Source organism: Streptomyces sp. CB00455, assembly GCF_001905445.1.
Lineage (GTDB): Bacteria > Actinomycetota > Actinomycetes > Streptomycetales > Streptomycetaceae > Streptomyces.
In genome coordinates this window covers 17,040-36,438 of record NZ_LIVQ01000012.1, presented here as the reverse complement: position 1 = coordinate 36,438, position 19,399 = coordinate 17,040, and the positions used below count along the sequence as shown (strand labels likewise).

Annotated in this window: 17 protein-coding genes; 13 read left to right on the top strand and 4 right to left on the bottom strand. The window is 72.4% G+C overall.

Annotated features, from left to right (window positions below):
• Positions 1-301 precede the first annotated feature (301 nt).
• Positions 302-964, top strand: a complete 663-nt coding sequence (locus tag AMK16_RS31580; protein ID WP_073920834.1) for a DUF2306 domain-containing protein — start codon at positions 302-304, stop codon at positions 962-964.
• Positions 965-1,102: 138 nt separating this feature from the next.
• On the opposite strand, the gene AMK16_RS31575 is transcribed toward AMK16_RS31580, so the two are convergent.
• The gene (locus tag AMK16_RS31575; RefSeq protein WP_073920765.1) at positions 1,103-1,930 is read right to left on the bottom strand and encodes an SAM-dependent methyltransferase; all 828 of its coding nucleotides are present in this window, start codon (positions 1,928-1,930) and stop codon (positions 1,103-1,105) included.
• A gap of 257 nt (positions 1,931-2,187) precedes the next feature.
• On the opposite strand from AMK16_RS31575, the gene AMK16_RS31570 reads away from it, so the two are divergent.
• Together AMK16_RS31570 and AMK16_RS31565 are read left to right on the top strand one after the other, a co-directional pair.
• Positions 2,188-3,681, top strand: a complete 1,494-nt coding sequence (locus AMK16_RS31570; protein ID WP_079191864.1) for a multicopper oxidase family protein — start codon at positions 2,188-2,190, stop codon at positions 3,679-3,681.
• A complete protein-coding gene (locus AMK16_RS31565; protein ID WP_338014523.1) occupies positions 3,678-4,721 on the top strand; it encodes a carboxymuconolactone decarboxylase family protein in 1,044 nt (347 codons plus the stop codon). Before AMK16_RS31570 ends, AMK16_RS31565 begins: the two co-directional genes overlap by 4 nt.
• A 66-nt stretch (positions 4,722-4,787) precedes the next feature.
• Here AMK16_RS31565 and AMK16_RS31560 read toward each other — a convergent pair whose 3' ends face one another.
• The 3 genes from AMK16_RS31560 to AMK16_RS31550 are packed head-to-tail and all read right to left on the bottom strand — an operon-like array spanning position 4,788 to position 8,604.
• Positions 4,788-6,032: an ATP-grasp domain-containing protein gene (locus AMK16_RS31560; RefSeq protein WP_073920763.1), complete on the bottom strand. Its 1,245-nt coding sequence runs from the start codon at positions 6,030-6,032 to the stop codon at positions 4,788-4,790.
• Between the two features lie 13 nt (positions 6,033-6,045).
• Positions 6,046-7,281, bottom strand: a complete 1,236-nt coding sequence (locus tag AMK16_RS31555; RefSeq protein WP_073920762.1) for an ATP-grasp domain-containing protein — start codon at positions 7,279-7,281, stop codon at positions 6,046-6,048.
• Between the two features lie 39 nt (positions 7,282-7,320).
• Positions 7,321-8,604 carry an MFS transporter gene (locus AMK16_RS31550; protein ID WP_073920761.1) on the bottom strand — a complete coding sequence of 428 codons (1,284 nt, stop codon included), beginning with the start codon at positions 8,602-8,604 and terminating at the stop codon, positions 7,321-7,323.
• 318 nt (positions 8,605-8,922) lie between these two features.
• Here AMK16_RS31550 and AMK16_RS31545 point away from each other — a divergent pair, with 318 nt between their 5' ends.
• The 10 genes from AMK16_RS31545 (at position 8,923) to AMK16_RS31500 (ending at position 19,390) form a co-directional block, all read left to right on the top strand.
• Entirely contained in the window at positions 8,923-9,783 is an 861-nt protein-coding gene (locus AMK16_RS31545) for a TauD/TfdA dioxygenase family protein (RefSeq protein ID WP_073920760.1), read from the top strand.
• Entirely contained in the window at positions 9,780-10,589 is an 810-nt protein-coding gene (locus AMK16_RS31540; RefSeq protein ID WP_079191863.1) for an HpcH/HpaI aldolase family protein, read from the top strand. The genes AMK16_RS31545 and AMK16_RS31540 overlap by 4 nt, the downstream gene beginning before the upstream one ends.
• Positions 10,590-10,598: 9 nt before the next feature.
• Entirely contained in the window at positions 10,599-11,546 is a 948-nt protein-coding gene (locus AMK16_RS31535) for a PLP-dependent cysteine synthase family protein (RefSeq protein WP_073920759.1), read from the top strand.
• 32 nt (positions 11,547-11,578) lie between these two features.
• Complete coding sequence (gene asnB, locus AMK16_RS31530; protein ID WP_073920758.1) at positions 11,579-13,411, top strand: asparagine synthase (glutamine-hydrolyzing); 1,833 nt, start codon at positions 11,579-11,581, stop codon at positions 13,409-13,411.
• Positions 13,408-14,475 carry a PrpF domain-containing protein gene (locus AMK16_RS31525; protein ID WP_073920757.1) on the top strand — a complete coding sequence of 356 codons (1,068 nt, stop codon included), beginning with the start codon at positions 13,408-13,410 and terminating at the stop codon, positions 14,473-14,475. Before asnB ends, AMK16_RS31525 begins: the two co-directional genes overlap by 4 nt.
• A complete protein-coding gene (locus AMK16_RS31520) occupies positions 14,472-15,575 on the top strand; it encodes an acyl-CoA dehydrogenase family protein (RefSeq protein ID WP_073920756.1) in 1,104 nt (367 codons plus the stop codon). The genes AMK16_RS31525 and AMK16_RS31520 overlap by 4 nt, the downstream gene beginning before the upstream one ends.
• Positions 15,563-16,969, top strand: coding sequence for a dihydroorotase (locus AMK16_RS31515; RefSeq protein ID WP_073920755.1), 1,407 nt, complete (start codon positions 15,563-15,565; stop codon positions 16,967-16,969). The genes AMK16_RS31520 and AMK16_RS31515 overlap by 13 nt, the downstream gene beginning before the upstream one ends.
• A gap of 3 nt (positions 16,970-16,972) precedes the next feature.
• Positions 16,973-18,802: an NAD(P)H-dependent oxidoreductase gene (locus AMK16_RS31510; RefSeq protein WP_073920754.1), complete on the top strand. Its 1,830-nt coding sequence runs from the start codon at positions 16,973-16,975 to the stop codon at positions 18,800-18,802.
• 65 nt (positions 18,803-18,867) lie between these two features.
• Positions 18,868-19,191, top strand: coding sequence for a hypothetical protein (locus tag AMK16_RS31505; protein WP_073920753.1), 324 nt, complete (start codon positions 18,868-18,870; stop codon positions 19,189-19,191).
• Positions 19,192-19,207: 16 nt separating this feature from the next.
• Positions 19,208-19,390 carry a hypothetical protein gene (locus AMK16_RS31500; RefSeq protein ID WP_073920752.1) on the top strand — a complete coding sequence of 61 codons (183 nt, stop codon included), beginning with the start codon at positions 19,208-19,210 and terminating at the stop codon, positions 19,388-19,390.
• The last annotated feature ends 9 nt before the right edge of the window (positions 19,391-19,399 follow it).

Below are 19,399 nucleotides of genomic sequence, written 5' to 3'. Positions count from 1 at the left end.
CCGCGTGAACAATCCTTCCACCGCACAAGGGGCCGTGTCCTCTTCCGTATTGCTCACTTGCCGCGATGGGGCCCCGTCCACCACCGGCCGGGCCCGCACCGGTTCGAGACGGCAATCTGGAAGTTGCTGGCCGAATTCCGCTGCTGTGACGCTCCCCTTCGGGACACCGATGTCGTGTGCCCACGGCCCCCGGTGGACCCGCCGGAACCGGATGCGGAATCCGCGCCGGCGAGACCGGCGGGCCGCCTGACAAAAAGGAACGACCGTGGCCCAGAGCCTCATAAGAACCGACGACACGTCGGTGGGAACAGAAACGCTGCGGCCCGCCGCGGCCCAGGCCCCCGTGGCCAGATCGCGAGGGTGGTGGCGGCGTCCCTGGATCGCACCGCTGTTCGTGGTCTCCACCGGCTACATCGCCTTCACCGCGCTGCCGTACCTGGACCGCGAGACCGCGCCGCTGATGCCGCACGACGGCTTCACGCTGTATTACCCGGCACTGATCACGCACATTGCGTTCGCCACCGTCGCCCTTTTGACCTCCATCCTCCAGATATGGCCCTGGCTGCGCCGGCGGCACCCGGCCGCACACCGCTGGGGCGGGCGGGTGTATGTCCTCACCACGGTGGTCGCGGGCCTGCTCGGCCTGGTGATCGTCCCCTTCGCCCCGCCGGTGGGCCGGCTGGGTGTCGGCATCGCCACGACGCTGTGGCTCGCCTTCTCCGTCATGGGCTTCGTCAGGATCCGCCAGCGCCGCTACGCCGAACACCGCCGGCTGATGCTCTACGCCTTCGCGATGGTGATGAACAACCTGTGGGGTACGACGATCCTGATGGTCGTGCAGACCCTGCGGGTACAGGTCGACCCCAATGTCTTCCTCGAAGCCGCACGATGGACCGGATGGGTGGCGAACCTGCTGGCGGTGCAGTGGTGGCTCAACCGCACGGCCGGCCGGCCGGTGCACTGACGCACGCAGCGGTGCCGATCACATCGTCCGCATCGCCGCGCGCACATCGCGCGCCACACCCCGTGCGTTCCCGTTCGGGGCGGTCCCGGTCCGGGCGTCCGCGCCCGGACGCCGCGCGGGGGTCCCCGCCCCGGGCGCTCAGCGCGGCTTGCGGGCGCAGACGATCGCGTAGCCGATCTGGTCCTTGCGCGGTACGAAGAACCCCCGGTGCACACGGGAGAACTCGGCGAGCCGTTCCTCGCCGAACTTCCCGGCGACCTGGTCCCGCTGACCCATCGCGGCATGGAGGTACTTCCCCTTCATGCCGAACACCCGAGGGCCGCACTGGGTGAACTCCTCGACCGCGAAGCCGGCGCCGCGCACGTGCCCCAGCCACTCCTCGAGGGTGGGGAGCACCGGGAGCTTCAGCGTCGTCATGAACTGCTCGACCCGCTCGGGTTCGCCCGGCTCCCCGAGGCTGAAGTCGGAGAACGCGATGCGGCCCCCGGGCCGCAGCACCCGGTACAGCTCCCGCAGCACCTGCCCGAGGTCCGGAGCGTTCTGCAGGGACTCCAGCGCCAGTACGGCGTCGAAAGAACCGTCCGGGAAGGGCAGGTCCATGAAGTCGCCGTAGCGGAAGTCGACCAGGTCCGACAGGCCGGCGTCCTCGGCCCGGCCACGGGCCCGCGCCAGCTCGAATCCGCTCACCGTCACGCCGGTCACCTTGACCCCGTGCTGCCGGGCCAGGAACAGCGCCGTCTCGCCCGGACCGCAGCCGGCGTCCAGCACGTGTTCCCCCGGACGAAGCCCGAGAGTATCGGTGACCTTGCGGGTGACGCGGTGCACGGCCTGCGGAAGGGTCGCCTCGTCCTCCCGGTCGTACCAATACCACATGTGCAACTGTCCCTCGCGGAACTCCTCACCGATGGGAGTGCGCTCGTCATAGTGTCTTCCGATTTCCGCAAGGCCGTCTCGTACCTCTGTCATGAACCCGCTTCTCCCATCGCACGGCACACCGCATTCGAGCGGCCCCGCCGCCGATCCTTCGCGGCGCACGGGGAGGGGCGCATCTCCGCGGTTGCTGCCCTGCCGGCCGGGGGGCTGCCACCAAGTCAGCAAGTTCGGATAAGGATCGCCGGGACCGTGGGTGCCAGGATCGCAACGGCGTTCCGACGTTCCGGGACCGGGCGCCCCGGAGGCCCAAGGCGTCGCGCGGGCGCCCCGCGAAACGATGAGGGGATCACATGCTCAACAGACGTGGCGTCATGCTGGCCGCCGGCGGGGTGGTGGCGACCGGAGCGTCGCTCGGTCTGCCCGCGATGTGGATGTCCGGACGCGGCGCAACCGCCACGGCGCAACTCGGCCGTTCCGAAGCCGAGCAGCACATCATGCGCATCGGAATGGTCGCGAAGGCTTCCCCGCTCCAGGCCGCCGAACCGTTCACCGTGGAGATGCCCGTACCCAAGGTGGCCAGGCCCGTGAGCACCCGCGGCGACACCGACGTCTACGAACTCGACCTCCGGCCCGCCCAGGTCGAGATCCTCCCGGGCAAGACCACCCAGGCCCTGACCTACGGCGGTACCTTCATCGGCCCCACCATCAAGGCCAAGTCCGGACGCAAGGTGCGGGTCAAGTACACCAACAAGCTGGAACTCCCCGTCAACGTGCACCTCCACGGCGGGCACGTGCCGCCGGAGAGCGACGGCTACCCGATGGACCTCTTCGCCGCGGGCCAGTCGCGCACCTTCGACTATCCCAACCAGCAGGACGCCGCGACGCTCTGGTACCACGACCACACCCACCACATGGAAGCCGAGCACGTCTACCGCGGCATGCACGGCTTCTACCTCATCGAGTGCGAATCCGAGCAGCAGCTGCGGCTGCCCAGCGGCCAGTACGACGTGCCGATCATGCTCCGCGACGCCCACTTCGACGCGTCGGGCGGTCTCATCCTTGACGTGGAGCACCCCGAGGCGCGCTCCACCCTGCTGGCGAACGGCCGCCCGCTGCCCTTCTTCCCCGTCGCCGCCCGAAAGTACCGCTTCCGGCTGCTGAACTCCTCCATCCACAAGATCTTCGAACTGGACCTCGGCGGCGTGGAGATGATCCAGATAGCCTCCGACGGCGGCTTGCTCCCCGAGCCGGTGACCCGGAGCAAGCTGACGCTTGCCCCCGCCGAGCGGGCGGAGATAGTCGTCGACTTCTCCCGGCACGCCATCGGCAGCAAGCTCGTGCTCTCCGACACCGGGGCTCCAGTGCTGCGCTTCGACGTCACGCGCCAGGCCGCCGACGACAGCCGGGTGCCGACCCGGCTGCGCTCGATGCCGGCGCTGCCCGCCCCCGCCCGCACCCGGCGGATGAAGCTCGCCGTCGCGCCCTCGAAGATGGCTTACGCCATCAACGACCTGAGCTGGGATCCGGACCGCGTCGACACGGTCGTCCAGAACGGCACGACCGAGATCTGGGAGATCTACAACGCGGACACCGTCGACTCGGAGTTCGGCGGCATCGACCACACCTTCCACCTGCACATGGTGCAGTTCAGGGTGCTCGACCGCGACGGCAGGCCGCCGCTGCCCGGCGAAGCCGGGTTCAAGGACACGGTGCTGGTGCGGCCCGGCGAGACGCTGCGGATCCAGGCCACGTTCCAGGGCTGGCCGGGCAAGTACGTCTACCACTGCCACATGCAGGAACACAACGTGGCCGGCATGATGGCCCAGCTGGAGATCGTCCGATGACGATGAGGACGATCGTGAGAGCGGTGCTGCGCAGCTCGCTGCGCGACATCCGCCACGTCCAAGCCGTATCCCCGGGCCGTGCCCGCGGCCAGGTGGCACGGGTCTACGAGCAGGCGCAGCGCGACTTCGGTGTGCTCGCGCCCCCGCTGGCCCTGCACTCCGCCGCCCCGGAGCCGCTGGCCGCGAGCTGGCTGCTGCTGCGGGAGACGCTCCTGGTCGAAGGCCGGGTCGACCGGGCCGTGAAGGAGACCGTCGCCACCGAGGTGTCCCGGGCCAACGCGTGCCCCTACTGCGTGGACGTTCACCAGGCGACCTTGCAGGCGCTGCCGGCCGAGCACGCGGTGGAGCCCGGCGCGACCGCCGCCGTGACGCAGTGGTTCCGGGAGGCAGCCGACGGGCAGATGTCCGGGCCGGCGCCCTTCACCGCGGCCGAGGCACCCGAGATCCTCGGCGTGGCCCTCACCTTCCACTACCTCAACCGCATGGTCGGGATCTTCCTGGAGGACTCGCCCCTGCCCGCTCAGACCCCGGCTGCGGCACGGGGCACGATCCTGCGTACCGTCGCCCGCGCCATGCGACCGGTCGCAGGCCCCCCGGTCGCCGGCGCCGGCCTGGACCTGCTGCCCGACGCGCCGCTGCCCGAGGGCCTGGAGTGGGCCAGTGCGGCGCCGGCCCTGGCCGCGGCGCTGGGCCGTTCGGCCGCCGCCGTCGAGAACGCGGCGCGCTGGGTGCCGCAGGCCGTGCGCGAACTCCTGGCAGCGCGCCTGGCCGGCTGGGACGGCGCCGCACCGGGCCTCGGCTCCGGCTGGCTGACCGAGGCCCTCGCCGGTCTTCCGCCGCAGGACCGGCCGGCCGGCCGCCTCGCGCTGCTGACCGCGTTCGCCGCGCACCGGGTCACGGGGGAGGACATCGCCGCCGTCCGCGAGCAGTACGCCCACGACCAGAAGATCATCGAGCTCACTTCCTGGGCCGCCCTGACCACCGCGGTCCACCTCGGCGTCCGGCTCGGAGCCCGCACCTCCGCCCCGCTGCACCGGTGACGTGTCCGGGCCGGACCCCCCGGGGTCCGGCCCGGACACGTCCAGTCGGCGGCCCGGCCAGGCGCCTCAGGCAGCCGCCGGCTCGATGTCGATGCGGATCTCCTCGCGGGCCAGACGCTCGCACAGCTCGATCGCACTGTCGGTGTCCGCCGCGCGCACCACCACACAGCCGAGCCGGTCCCAGTTGTCGCGCAACGGGCGCACGGTGTCGCCCGGCGCCACAGAGACCTGCGCGAGCAGTACGTCGGGCCGGTCGGCCACTTCCCCGACCCCGGACACGGCGACCACGGTGCCGGGGCTGCGCAGCACGAAGCGGGTGCAGGCCGCGCCCGTCGGGTCGGGGCCCACCGTCAGCGCCTCGGTGAGACCGACCGCCCAGGCCGCCCCGTAGGCGACCATGTCGATCCCGTACGCGGCCTCGACGAGCTCGACGATGTGGTCCCCGCCCAGCCGGTTGTGGGACTCGATGACGACCGGACCCCGGCTGCTGAGGCGGATCTCGGTGTGGCTGGGGCCATCGGTGACGCCCATGCCGGTGAGGAACTGCTCGACGGCCCCGGTGATCCGGTCGCGGTCGCCCTCGGAGAGCCTGGCCGGCAGCGCGTGACCGAGCTCGGCGAAGTGGGTCTCGTCCACAAGTTTCTCCGTGACGGCCACGATCACGTGCCGGCCGGCGAAGCTCAGCGCCTCCACGCTGAACTCAGGTCCGTCGATGTACGACTCCATCAGGAAGCCGTCCACCACGAACATCGTCGAACCCCGGTCGGTACGGCCGCCGTCCAGTTCCTGGACGCGCGCCCACACCCGGGACAGGTCCTCGGGACTCTCGGCCCGGATCAGCCCGAAGCCGGCCGTCGTGGAGACCGGCTTGACGATGAACGGGTAGCCGGCCAGCTCCCCGAAGGCTTCCAGCGACTCCCGGCCCTCGACGCGCGCGCAGTGCGGGGCGGGCAGCCCCCGGGAGATGAGGTGGCGCCGCATCAGCCACTTGTCGCGCATCCTGCGGCTCACCTCGTAGCGCCGGCCGTCGCTGAGGCCGAACAGGTCGGCCAGCCGGGCCGCGGGATTCAGCCCGGGCTCGGTCAGGGAGACCACGGCATCGACGCCGTACACCGTGCGCGCAGCCTCGGCGAAAGGCAGGACGGTGTTCCAGTCGGTGTAGTCGACGACCAGGGTGACGTCGGCGGTCCGCGTCTGGAAGGCGGTGACCTTGTCGGGGTGCTGGATGAGGACGACGCGCACGCCGAGCGCCTTGAAGCGCTCCAGGTGGACGTCGACCCCGCCGATCAGCAGGACGGTACGGGTACTCAACGGATGGTTCCCTTCAGGTGGCAAGGACGGTTTCCCGGACGACCACCCGCAGGCGCTCCCGTACGGAGTCGATCCGCTCGGTCACCTCCTGGGGGGACGCGCCGTCGACGACGACGTACCCGTGGCGGGTGAACGAGTCGGTGGTGGCCGGCAGCAGATCGCCGGGACGGTACGGGAAGTGCAGGGCGTGGACGTACGGCAGGGCGCGGACCGGCTCGAGACCCGTGACCGATTCCAGCGGACCGGCCGGGAAACGGAAGAAGCCGATGGCCGCGCTCCGGCGGACCGTCGGCACGGCGACCGGCTCGCCGGCCAGGGCGCGGAAGACGGCCGCTTCGAGGTCGTAGCCGCGGGCCACCTCCACCAGGAGCGGGATGCGGTCGCCGCCCAGACGGGCCTGGGACTCCACGATCCGCGGACCGCAGGCGGTGAGGATCACCTCGGTGTGCGCGGGGCCGAACCGGTGACCGGCCAGGTCCAGCAGGCCCGTCACCACCTCCCGGACAGCGCTCTCCTGCGACACGGACAGCGGGGCCGGGTGGATGTGCCCGGTCTCGACGAAGCCGGGCGGCCCACTGGTCTGCTTCGCCGTAATGCCGACGACGTGGTGGACACCGTCCGCGGTGAGGGTCTCGACGCTGAACTCGAATCCTTCCAGATACTCCTCGACGAGGAACGGGCCGCCTCCGAGCCCGGTATCGCGTACCTGGTCGGCCCACACGTCGAGGTCGCCGGCCTCCCGGATGAGGGCAACGCCGCGGCTCCCCGACGCATCGGACGGCTTCACGATCGCCGGAAGGCCGAATTCGCCGACGGCGGCTCGGACGGCCTCCACGGTCGCCACACGCTCGGCCCGCACCACCGAGAGGCCGGCGGCGTTCAGCAGCCGGCGCATCGCCGCCTTGTCGTTGAGCAGGTGCACCGCGTCGGACCCGTTGGGGGACAGGCCGAGCTCCTCGGCCGCCGCGACCGCCACGTCCATCGTGTCCTCGGATCCCAGGTGCAGGATGTGGTCGACGGCATGGGCGCGGGCGGTCTCGACGATCAGCTCCCGAAGGCCCTGGCTGTCGCCGAAATCGGTGAGCAGGAGTTCCCGGGAGTAGAGGGCGACCTCGTCCAGGTACTCCTGCTCGCGCAGTGCCGGGTCCCAGATCGACCAGACGGCGAACCCCGCTTCCACCGCCTTGCGGACGAACTGGCTGTAGGGCATCACCATCAGTAGCCGCTGGGACGCGGCGGGCTGCGTCATCGAGGGAACTCCGTTCGCGGGTTCGCGGTTCGCGGGGGATCAGGCGGCCAGGGAGGTGGCGGGGGCCCCGCCGCGGGCGTCCCGCTCCCGGCGGGCGGCGCGCACCCGCAGCAGCGAGCGGTAGACCAGGACGGCGGCAACCCCGGCGCACGCGTAGAGCAGGCTCATCGCGAGCGGCGGCACGAAGGCGCCGGCGGTCACGCACAGGGATGCGATGACCAGGGCGATCCGTGCGTTGAGGGCGTAGACCGCCATGTACTTGGTGCGCGCGGCGGGATCGACGAGATCGGCGAGCAACGCCTGCCGGATGGGGATGGAGGCGATCTCGCCGAGGGTGAGCACGACGGCAGCGGCGATCAGCACCCACCCCGTGTCGCTGACGGCCCAGACCATGTAGCCGGCGGTGAAGACACCGATGCCCGCGTACAGCCGGGTCCGGTCGGAGATCCTGCCGAGCAGGCTGCCTGCGAACAGCACCAGCGCCACCACCAGGGCGGCGTTGAGCGCGCGCAGGATGCCCAGCATGGCCACACCGTCCACGCGCGGGGCCGTCCACGACCCGATCACGAACAGGGCCTGCTCGGGGAAGTCCGCTGAGAGCCGGATCGCGATGTAGTACCCGATCTGCATCTCGACGGCGGCGATCAGCACCGCAGCGGCCAGCATCCGCAGGAAGACCCGGTCCCTGCCCACGGCGAGGTAGCCCCGCAACATCGCGGGGATCCCGGTGGCCACCTCCTTGCCCGTGCGGGGGGCCGTCTCGGCGATCCAGCGCCACACCACCGCCGTGGTGGCCGCGCACAGCAGGGCCGCGCCGGCGAGCAGCTGGGTGAAGTGGCCGTCGTAGAGGAAGCCGCCGAGCAGCGCGCCGGCGGTGAACGCCAGGTTCACCGACCAGTAGTTGATCGTGTAGACGAGCGGCCGGTTCTCCGGGGTGGAGACGTCGATCATCATGGCGTCGGCGGCGGGCGTTGCCAGCTGCGATGAGCAGGTGTTGACCAGGAACAGCGCGAACGTCGCCCAGCCGGAAGACCACCAGGGGGAGTTGACGAGCGCCAGCAGTGCGAAGGAGACCGTGGCTCCCAGCTCGCCCACGATCAGCAAGGGTCTGCGCCCGTGGACGTCGGAGAGGTGCCCCCCGACGAAGTTGGCCGCGATTCCGGACACCGCCACGGCGAGCGTCAGCACACCGGCGACCGCCGCCCCGTACAGGGCCGCAAGATGGATGACCACCAGCGGCATGAGCATGATGCCGAGCAGACGCTGGATGAAGCCGACGCAGATGCGCAGCCTGATGTTCGGGTGCAGCTGCCGGAAACTCATCGGATCAGCAGTCCCTTTCTGGAGACACGGACCCGAGCTGACCACGGCGTGAACAGGGCGACAAGCGGGCCGTTCGCCAGGAATGCGACTTGAACAAGTCCGGCCCTGCCGGGTGACCGGCCGATTTCGACCGACGGCCGAGTTGCTGAAGTCGTCGCGCTCCGAAATGGCCGGTTGCCGCCGTACGAGGCCCGTGGTTGGCTCGGCGCGTCCTGTCCGGGTGGTCCCGTCCGATCGCCGCTGCACCCTCCCATGCCCGGCCGCACCCGCGTCCCCATGGGAGGGATCAGGACTCCTGCGAGCCCGGAAGGAATGTTGGTGTCCACGTTCGACATACGAAGGATCGGCGGCCGTATCGGCGCGGAGGTAACCGGAGTCGACCTCTCCGGGGTTCTTTCGGAATCCGTTTTCGGGCAGATCCGCGAAGCATTCCTCGAGCACAAAGTACTTTTCTTCCGGGATCAGGACATCACCGACGAACAGCAGCTGCAATTCGCCGGCCGATTCGGCCCGCTGAGCCGCAGGCACCCGATGATGCGCACCGTCGACGGCGCCGGCCAGGTCCTCGCCGTCGACGGTGAGGACCAGCGCGCCGACCACTGGCACACCGACATCAGCTTCACCACGACCCCCTCCCTCGGCACGACGCTGCGCAGCGTCGTCCTGCCGCCCTACGGCGGCGACACCCTGGTCGCCAACGCAGCCGCCGGCTACAAGGACCTGCCGGCCGAGCTGCGGGAGATCGCCGACCGGCTGTGGGCCGTGCACACCAACCACGCCGAGCAGCCCCGCCTGGGCACCGAGCGCGGCGATAAGGTCCGCGCGGCGTTCCTCGCCCGCCGGTTCGAGACCGCGCACCCGGTGGTGCGGGTGCACCCCGAGTCGGGGGAGCCGAGCCTGTTCCTCGGCGGCTTCGCGCAGTGGCTCGTGGGCATGGAAGTCCGCGAGTCCCGCCCGATCATCGACGTCCTGCAGGCGTACGTCCGCCGCCCGGAGAACACCGCGCGCTGGAACTGGCGTCCCGGCGACGTGCTGATCTTCGACAACCGCAGCACGCAGCACTACGCCGTCAACGACTACGGCACCCACAAGCGCGTCCTGCACCGCGTTTCCATCAACGGCGAGGTGCCGGTCGGCCTCGACGGCAAGCAGAGCTACGCCGTCAAGGAGGGCGAGTGAGCGCCGCCGTCACCGCCCTGACCAGGGCCCAAGGACCGGCCGGCTTCGCACGCCGGCTGCGCCGCCGCGAGCGGCTCGTCGGGTACTGGATCGCCTGCGACAACCCCGTCGGCACCGAGCGCATCGCGGGCCTGGGCTACGACTACATCGGCGTGGACGGCCAGCACGGCGTCATGCACCAGCCCGGCTGGCAGGCCGCCATGCTCGCCGTCGACTCCCGGCAGCGCTCCGCCGGCATCATCCGCGTCCCCTCCGCCGACCCCGTCTCCATCGGCGTCGCCCTCGACACCGGGGCGCGCGGCGTCGTCGTCCCCATGGTCGACACCCCCGAGCAGACGCTGGCCGTCGTGCGGGCCTGCCGCCACCACCCGGCCGGCACCCGCAGCCTCGCCGGACCCGTCCGCGCGGAACTGCGGGTGGGATCGGTGCCCGCCGAGATCGACGACGAGGTCGCCTGCATCGTGATGGTCGAGACGGCCTCCGCCCTGGAGAACCTCGACGCCATCTGCGCCACCCCCGGACTCGACGCGGTCTACGTCGGCCCCGCGGACCTGTCCGCCGCGCTCGGCGCCCGCTACTTCGGCGACCCGTCCGCGGCCGGCGCCCTGGAAGCGGCACTGGAGCGCATCACCCGCACGGCCCGCCGGGCCGGCATCGCCTGCGGCATCCACTGCCTGGACGGGGAGAGCGCGGCCAAACGCCTGACCGAGGGCTTCACCTTCGCCACCGTCTCCAGCGACATCACCCACCTTCAGCAGGCCGCGGCCTCGCACCTCGCGGTGGCGACCGCCGCGGTCGCGGTCTGACCGCCCGGCATGACACTCCTTGGGGGAGCAGTGACCACGACTCGGCCCGCCCGGTCCCTGGACGACCTGGTCGGCGGCACACCGCTGCTGGAAGTCGCCCTGCCCGGGCTCGCGGACACGGTCCGGCTGCTGGCCAAACTGGAGATGCTGAACCCCCTGTCCAGCGTCAAGGACCGGGCCGCGCTCGCGATGCTGCGCGCCGTCGAGGAGTCGGGGCTGCTGCCCCGCAGCGGCGGCACCGTCATCGAATGCTCCTCCGGCAGCACCGGCATCTCCCTCGCCGCCCTGTGCGCCCCCCGGGGCCACCGCTGCGTCATCGTCATGCCCGACAACGCCAGCGAGGAGCGCCGCCTCATCCTGGCCGCGCTCGGCGCCGAGGTGGTCCTCGTACCGCACCAGGACGGGCTGATGGCCGCCTGGGCGCACGCCGAGGAGCTGCAGCGCAACACCCCCGGCTCGTGGGTGCCGCACCAGGACCGCAACCCCGCCAACGCCCGGGCCCACTACGACACCACCGGCCCCGAGATCTGGGAGGCCACCGCCGGCGCCGTCGACGTGCTGGTGTGCGGGGTCGGCACGGGCGGCACCCTCAGCGGCACCGCCCGCTACCTCAAGGAACGCCGGGACGTCCACGTCGTCGCCGTCGAACCGGCGCGCTCCGCCGTCCTGTCGGGCGGCGAGGCGGGTCCCCACGGCATCCCCGGCATCGGGGCCGGCTACCTCTCCGACATCACCGACCTGACCCTCATCGACGAGGTCGTCGCCGTGCCGGACGACGCCGCGGCCGCCACGGCCCGCGAGATCGTACGCGCCACCGGTCTCCCGGTCGGCGTCTCCTCCGGAGCCGCGGCCTGGGCGAGCCGCGCCGTCACAGCGCACCCGCGCTGGGCGGGCGCCACGGTGGTCACGGTCTTCCCCGACAGCGGGGAGCGCTACCTGTCCACGGCACGCGGCTGACCCGTCGTCTCCTCACGGAAAGACAGGCAGACATGTGCCGGATCTACGGCTACTTCAACGCGGCGGCCACGCCGCACGAGATGCGCACCGTCGCGGCGCTCCAGCGCCACGGCGGCCCCGACGCCACCGGGATCTCCCGGGCACCCGGCTGGGGACTGGGCAACAACCGGCTCGCCGTCGTCGACCTGGACGGCGGACAGCAGCCCTACGGAGCCGGCGGCCCGGTCCGGGCTGTCTTCAACGGCGAGATCTACAACCACGGCGCGCTGCGCCACCGCCTCGAAGGGCTCGGCCACTCCTTCGACGACCGCTGTGACGGCGCCGTCATCCCCGCCCTCTACCTGGAGTACGGGGACGACTTCACCGACCACCTCGACGGCATGTACTCCATCGCCCTGGTCGACCTGCGCGGCCGGGAACCGCGGCTGCTGCTGGCCACCGACGGGATCGGCATGAAGCCGCTCTACTACCGCTGGGACCCGGCGGAGCGCTCGCTGCACTTCTCCTCCGAGATCCCGGCCCTCTTCGGCTTCGGCGGGCCCCCGCCCCGGATGCGCGCGGCCTCCCTGGACGCCTACCTGGCCACCCGCACCCCCTTCGGCGGCGAGACGATGTTCGAGGGCGTCGAGGTCATGGCGCCCGCCACGACGATGGTGTGCACTCTGGGCGGCACCCCGCGCAGCCGGCGGCGCCCGCCCGCCGAACTGCCCGCGCCGGGCCCCGGCGACGGAGCCGCCACGGCCGTACGGGTCCGCCGCGCCCTGCGCGAAGAGGTCGGACGGCTGCTGGTCGCCGACGTGCCCGTCGCGCTCATCACCTCCGGCGGCCTCGACTCCAGCCTGGTGACCTCGCTGGCCGCCGAGCACGGCCCGGTGCACTCCTTCAACATCGCCTACAAGGGCTCCTGGCCCTTCGACGAACGGCACTTCGCCCGGCAGGCCGCCGAGCGCGCGCGAGCCGCGTACCACCAGGTGGAGATCGACCCGGCCGACTTCCCGGCGCTGCTGGAGGAGACCGTCTGGCACCTGGGGCAGCCCAACGCCGACCCCATCGCGCTCAGCACGTACGCCCTGTTCAAGGCGGTGCGCGCGGCCGGCTTCACCGTCGCGCTGACCGGCGACGCCGCCGACGAGGTGTTCGGCGGGTACGGGCGGATGCGGCAGGCCGCCGAGAACGCCGCGGCCGGCGCCGCCTGGGCACCGGCCTACCTCGACGCGCTGTCGGCCGCTCCGGCCGCCCTGCGCCGCTCGCTCTACACCGACGCCTTCCGGGACCTGCTGCGCGAGGTACCGGCGCTGCCGCCCGAGGCACAAGAGGACCTGCTGCACGGCCCGGGCACCGTCCTGGAGCGCATCACCCGCTTCGAGCTCGGTCACCGCCTGCCCGCCTACCACCTCAGACGCGTCGACCACCTGAGCATGGCCGGCTCGATCGAGGTCCGGCTGCCGTTCTGCCAGAGCTCCGTCGTCGCCCTCGGCCGCTCGCTGCCCGACCGGCTGCGGCTGTACGACGGCCAGGTCAAGCGGACCCTGTACGCGGCGGCCGCGGGGCTGCTGCCCGACAGCGTGCTCACCCGTCCCAAGCAGCCGTTCACCCTCCCCATCACGGCGATGCTGCGCCCCGGCCAGCCCCTGTGGGCACAGGCACGGGACCTGCTCACCCCCGACCGGCTCCGGGCCGACGGCCGGCTCGACGCCGCGGCCGTGGACGCCCTGTTCACCGCGCAGGCCGAGCGGCCCGGCGACACCCCGGCCCTGGCCCTGTGGTCGCTGCTCGTGCACGAGGTGTGGCGCGAACAGTTCCGCCCGGCCGCCGCCACCGCACCGGCCCTGCCCGCCACCGCGCTCGCGGCGGTGGCCGCGTGATCGGACACCTGGCCTACGCCGCGGGCAGCCCCTGCCCCACCTTCGTCCTCGACGCCGCCCGGCTGCCCCGCGAGGAGGAGGCGCTGCTGCTCCACCTGGCCGAGGCCCGCCGCTACCTCGCCTCCGCCGGCGGCGCGCACGTCCTGAAGATCGCACTGGTGGAACCGTCCGCGCATCCCATGTTCGACCTCGACTACCGCTTCGTGCAGGCGCTGCCGAGCGCACCCGACCGGTTCGACCTGCGCGGCTCCTGCGGGCACTCCATCCTGTCGGCCGTGGTCGCCGCGGCCCGCTCCGGAATGCTCCCGCGCCTGGTGCCCGGAGTGCGGATCCGGGTGAACGTCCTCAACAACGGCGACGGGGTGGTCTGCGAGGTCGACCGGGTCGAACGCGACGAGGTCCGCTTCACCGTCACCTTCGTCCAGCCCCGCCCGGTCCCCTTCGACCAGCTCCTCCCCACCGGCCTGCCCCGCACCCTGTTGGACGTCGACGGGCAGCGCCACGAGGTGTCCCTGGTGGCCAGCGCCAACACCTACGCCTTCATCGACGCGCGCGACCTCGCGATCCCGGACACCGCAGCGCTGTTCGCCGCCGGCGGGGAACTGCTCGGCCGCCTGGAGCGCATCCGCGGCGCCGCCGCCGACCTCCTGGGCTGGCGCCGCGACGGAGCCTTCCCCAAGATCGCCGCGATCCTGCCCGGCGAGGACGGCGGCATCTCGGCCCGAGCCGTCACCGTGCCCGGCTGGCACCCGACGATCGCGCTGACCGGAGCCGTGTGCCTGGGCACCGCCGTACGCGTCCCGCACACCGTGCCCTGGCGGATCGCCCGGGAACGGGGCGCGGCGGACGGCCTCGTCGACATCGTCACACCCGGCGGCCGGACGGCCGTCACCGCCGTCACCTCGCTGCCCGGTGAAGGAGCCGGCAGCCAGGACGGCGCGCTCCTGTGGGCGAGCGTCGCGCACAAGCGCGTCACCTTCCAGGGCTCTTTCGTCCTGACACCCCTGAGCCATCTGCAATTCGAGGAGGTCGCCCAATGCCTGGCGCTGTCGGGAGCCGCATGAAACCGCCGCTCGGACCCGAGCTGCTCGCGCTGCTCCATGCGTCCGCCGAGAAGGCCGCGGCGGCCGGTGAGCCGGACCGCGAAGCCCTGTCGGCGCTGCGCGCCAGCGGGCTGCTGGCCACCGCCGTACCCCGCGCTCACGGAGGCGCGGGCGGCGATGCCGCCGAGATCAACCGGGTCGTCGCCGACATCGCCGCCGCCGACGCGTCCGTTGCGATCATCGCGTTCCAGCACTTCGCGGTGAGCGCCCGGATCGCCGAATGGGGCACCGAGGAACAGCGTCACCGCCTGCTGCCCCCGATGGCGGACGGCAGCGTGCTGGCCGCTTCGGCCTGGAGCGAGAACGGCTCGGGGGCCGCGAAGCAGAACCTGGCCAGTACGGGCACCCGCCGCGCCGACGGCAGATGGCTGCTGCGCGGCTCCAAGACCTTCACCACGGGCGCCGCCGTCGCCGACCTCTACCTGGTCCTGGTCACCACCGGCGCGCCCGGACCCGCCGTACGAGCCGCCTACGGCGCCGCCGGCCAGACCTTCTTCCTCGTCGGGGCGGACAACCCCGGCCTCGTCCCGGACCTGGGCCTGGACCTGGCCGGCATGCGCGGCTCCGCGACCGGGCTGCTCGCCCTCGACGGCTGTGTCGTGGGCGACGAGGACCGGCTCGGCCCCGAAGGCCACGCCGCCTCGATCATCGCCGGCGTCCGGGAATCCGGAGCCACCCTCGGCGCGGTCTCGGCCGGCATCGCCCAGGCCGCCTTCGACCTCGCCGTCACCCACGCCCGCTCCCGCGGGCTGCTGGAGATGGCGACCGTGCGCCACCGGCTCACCGGCCTGGCCACCCGCTTGGAGACCGTACGCGCGGTCGTGGAGCGGGCCGGAGCCCGCACCGCCGCCGATCCGGGCCTGGCCACCCTGCACAGCAAGCTGCACGCGACCGCGGCCGCCGAGGAGATCTGCCTCGACGTGGCGCGCATGCTCGGCTCGGCCGGCTACCGCGACGGCGGCGCGGCCGGCCGCCTCCTCGCGGATGCCCGCGGCGTCGGCCTGATGGGGCCGACCAACGACCTCTGCCGGGAACTGGTGGCGCTGCAATGGACTCCCTGACACCGGCCGCCGCCGCGGCCCCCGACCTCGTCGTCAGCGGGCGCCGGCTGGTGACCCCGCAGGGCGTGCGCCCCGGACACCTGCTCGTCCGGGACGGCCGGATCACTGCCGTCAGCGACGCCCGCACCGTGCCCGCCTGCGCCGAGCACATCGACGCCGGCGACCACTACGTCCTGCCCGGCCTCATCGACTCCCACGTGCACTTCCGCACCCCCGGCCTGACCCACAAGGAGGACTGGGAGCACGGCAGCCGCGCCGCCGTCCGGGGCGGCTTCACCACGGTGATGGACATGCCCAACACGCTGCCTCCGACGCTCGATCCCGAGGCGGTGCTGGCCAAGGCGCGCCTCGTGGAGGGGCATTCCCTCGTGGACTACCGCTTCCACATCGGCCTCGACCCCGACCGCCCCGAACTCCTGGCACACCTCGACCCGGCCGTCGCCACCAGCGCCAAGATCTTCATGGCGGGCCACCACACCGCGCCCACCGTGGTGCGCGACCCGGCGCAGCTGGAGAAGGCATTCGCCGCCGCCGCCGAGGGCGGCGTCCAGCTCGTCCTGCACGCCGAGGAGGACGGCCTGTTCGCCCTGCTCGATGCCTGGTGGGGGGAGCCCGACAGCTATCTGGACTACGAGACGCGCCGCCCGCGCACCGGCGGCATCGTGGCCGTCGCGAAGATCATCGAGCTGGTGCGGCGGTACGGGACCCGGGCCCACATCCTGCACCTGTCCAGCACGGAGGAGGCCGATCTGGTCTGTGCGGCGCAGGCCGCCGGCTATCCCGTCACCTTCGAGGTCACCGGCCACCACCTGTCGTTCACCGACGAGGACACCCGGCGCCTGGGCGCCCGCACCCGGCTGTCGCCCTCGATCCGCGGCCGGGCCGACCAGGAGCGGCTGTGGCGGGCCGTGTGGACCGGCCAGGTCGCCACGCTGGGCAGCGACCACGCCCCGCACACCGTCGCCGAGAAGACGCGCACGCCCGCCCAGTCGCCGCCCGGACTGCCCGGCGTCCAGGAGCTCGCGGTGGCCGTGTGGACCGGCATGCGCCGGCGCCGGCCCGACGAGGACCCGGACACGGCCGTCTCCCGCTTGGCGCACCACCTCGCCGCGGCCCCCGCCGAAATCTTCCGGCTGGCGGGCAAGGGCCGCCTGGAGGCGGGCGCCGACGCCGACCTCGTCCTCTTCGCGCCCGACACGCCCTGGATGTTCTCCGCCCACGACGTGGAGAGCAAGTGCGGCTGGTCGGCGTACGAGGGCTGGACCTTCACCGGCCGCGTCGAGCGGACCGTGCGCGCGGGCCGCACGGTGTGGGACGCGGCCACCGGGTCCTTCGGCACGTACGACGGGCGGCTCGTGCCCGCTGCTCCCGCATCCACCAGACAGGAGAGCTGAAGCATGGTCAAGAAGAAGTCGGTCGTGATCGCCGGTGGCGGCATCGGCGGCCTCGCCACAGCCGTCGCGTTGGCCCGCCGCGCCATGGACGTCACCGTCGTGGAGCGGTCCGGACGCATGGGCACCCAGGGGTCCGGCCTGATGCTGTACCCCAACGGGGTGCGGGCGGTGGACGCCCTCGGTGCCCAACTCGGAGCGCGTATCCGCTCGCTCGGCCACGTCACCCGGCCCGACGAGGTCCGCACGGTGACGGACTCCGCGGGCACCGTCCTCGCCCAGGAGCCGATCGGAGCGATGGGCGAGGAGCTGGGCGCCCCCCAGATCCCGATCCTGCGCAGCGCCCTGCAGCGGGCCCTCCTCGACGAGGCCCTCGCCGCGGGCGCGGCCGTGATGCCCGGCACCGCCGTCGAGGACTACGCCATGGCCGGCGACACCGTCACGGTCCTGCTGTCCGCCGGCAAGACCCTCGAGTGCGGCGCGCTGGTGGCCGCGGACGGCATCCACTCGGCCGTGCGCCGCCGCATGCTGGCGGACGGCCCCGCGCAGTACCGCGGTTACAGCTCGGTGCGCGGCCGCACCAAGGGCTCCGCACTCGGCCAGCGCTCGTACGTCGTCAACGGCCGCGGCATCCAGATTTTCATCGCCCCCGTCGGCGCGGACACCTTGTACTGGACTGCCAAGATCACCGCGCCCGCGGGACTGTGGCCCGCCAAGGGACCGGCCCGCGCCCAGGACGACCTGGCCGCCGCCCTGGCCGGATGGCACCCGCCCGTGCTCCGCCTGATCCGCGACGCGGACCCCCACGACATCGTGGTGACCGACATCCACGACCGGGACCCGGTACCCCGCTGGGTCGACAGCAGGGTCGCCCTCCTCGGCGACGCGGCCCACCCGATGGTCCCCGCCCTCGGGCAAGGCGCCAACATGGCGCTGGAGGACGCCGTCGTACTCGCCGACGCGATGTCCGCGCACGAGGACGTTCCCGCTGCCCTCCTCGCCTACCAGCGCGAGCGCCTGGAGCGTACGGCCGCCGTGGTCCTCAAATCCCGCCGGCAGGGCTCCCTGGACCAGGGGGCCGGCCAGGCCGAGGAAAAGCAGCGCAACGCCCGGGTGAAGGCCGAGGGCCGCAAGGACACCGACGCGGCCGACGTACTCGGCTGGCGTCCCCTGGCCAGACGGCGCGAACGGCACACCAAGCCGGCCGTGGTCGACATGCCGGACCGGACACGGGAAGAACCCACCACCGCGGACACACCGCACATCGTCCTCATCAGCGGATCCCTGCGCAGGGGCTCCACATCGGACCGGGTGGCCGACTGGTGCGCCCAGCGCTGTGCCGACCAGGGAGCGACCACCCGCGTCTTCAACGGCGCGGACATCGACTTCCCCGCCTACCGCCCCGGTCTGGGCGCCGCCTGGCCAGACGTACAGGACTTCCTGGACGAACTGCGCCGGGCCGACGGCGTCGTGCTCGTCTCGCCGACCTACCACGGCACCGTCTCCGGCCTGCTGAAGAACGCCGTCGACTACATCAACGACCTGGACGGTCCGACGCCCTACCTCGAAGGCCGTGCCATCGGCTGCGTGGCCGTCGGCGCCGGAGCACAGGGCGCCGTCTCCACGCTGGCCACGCTGCGCACCATCGGGCACGCGGTGCGTGCCTGGCCCACACCGGTCGGGGTGGCCGTCTCCGCGGCGCCCGCGCCCCTGCCGGCCGGCGAGCCGGCGCCCACCCCCGACGGGGAACGCCTCGTCCAGATGGTTTCGCAGCTCATGTGGATGGGCCGGGTCCGCGTGGCCCAGCGGCCCGCCCTCCTGGGCGCCGCGGCCTGAACCCTCCCGCCGTGGGCCGCGCCCGGCCCGCGGCGCACACCCGGAACGAACGAGGAGCAGCACCCATGTCCACAGCACCCACCCCCGCGGCGTCCACGTCCGAGGACACCTACCACGAACTCCCGAGCCTGCTCGGTCCGGTCTGGCGCGACGCGAACGTCCGTACAGGCCCCTCCCTGCAGAGCCCTGTCGTGCAACTCCTGCTGCCCGACACCGCCGTCACCCACCGGGCACGGGGTTGGCAGCTCGGTGACGAAGTGGTCGAGGACCAGCACCGGGACGGTGTGATCGTCAGCTCCGTCTGGTTCGAGCTCGACGGCGGATGGTCCAGCGCCGTCAACTTCGAACCGGAAACGGTGTCGGAAGTACTCGAAGGCACCCCCCGATAGAAAGGGATACGGACCCGTGTCCGCACTCAGCAGGGACCTGAACGACCGGATAGCGGCAGAGACCGGCAGCGCCGCCCCGTCCACCGATGACGCCGTCGAGTTCGAGGAGTGGCTCGAAGCGGTCAAGGTTTCCCACGAGGAGCTCTACGCCGGCGTAGCGGCCGAGATCGAGTCCCACATCATGACCAAGGCCTTCTGACCCCAGGCC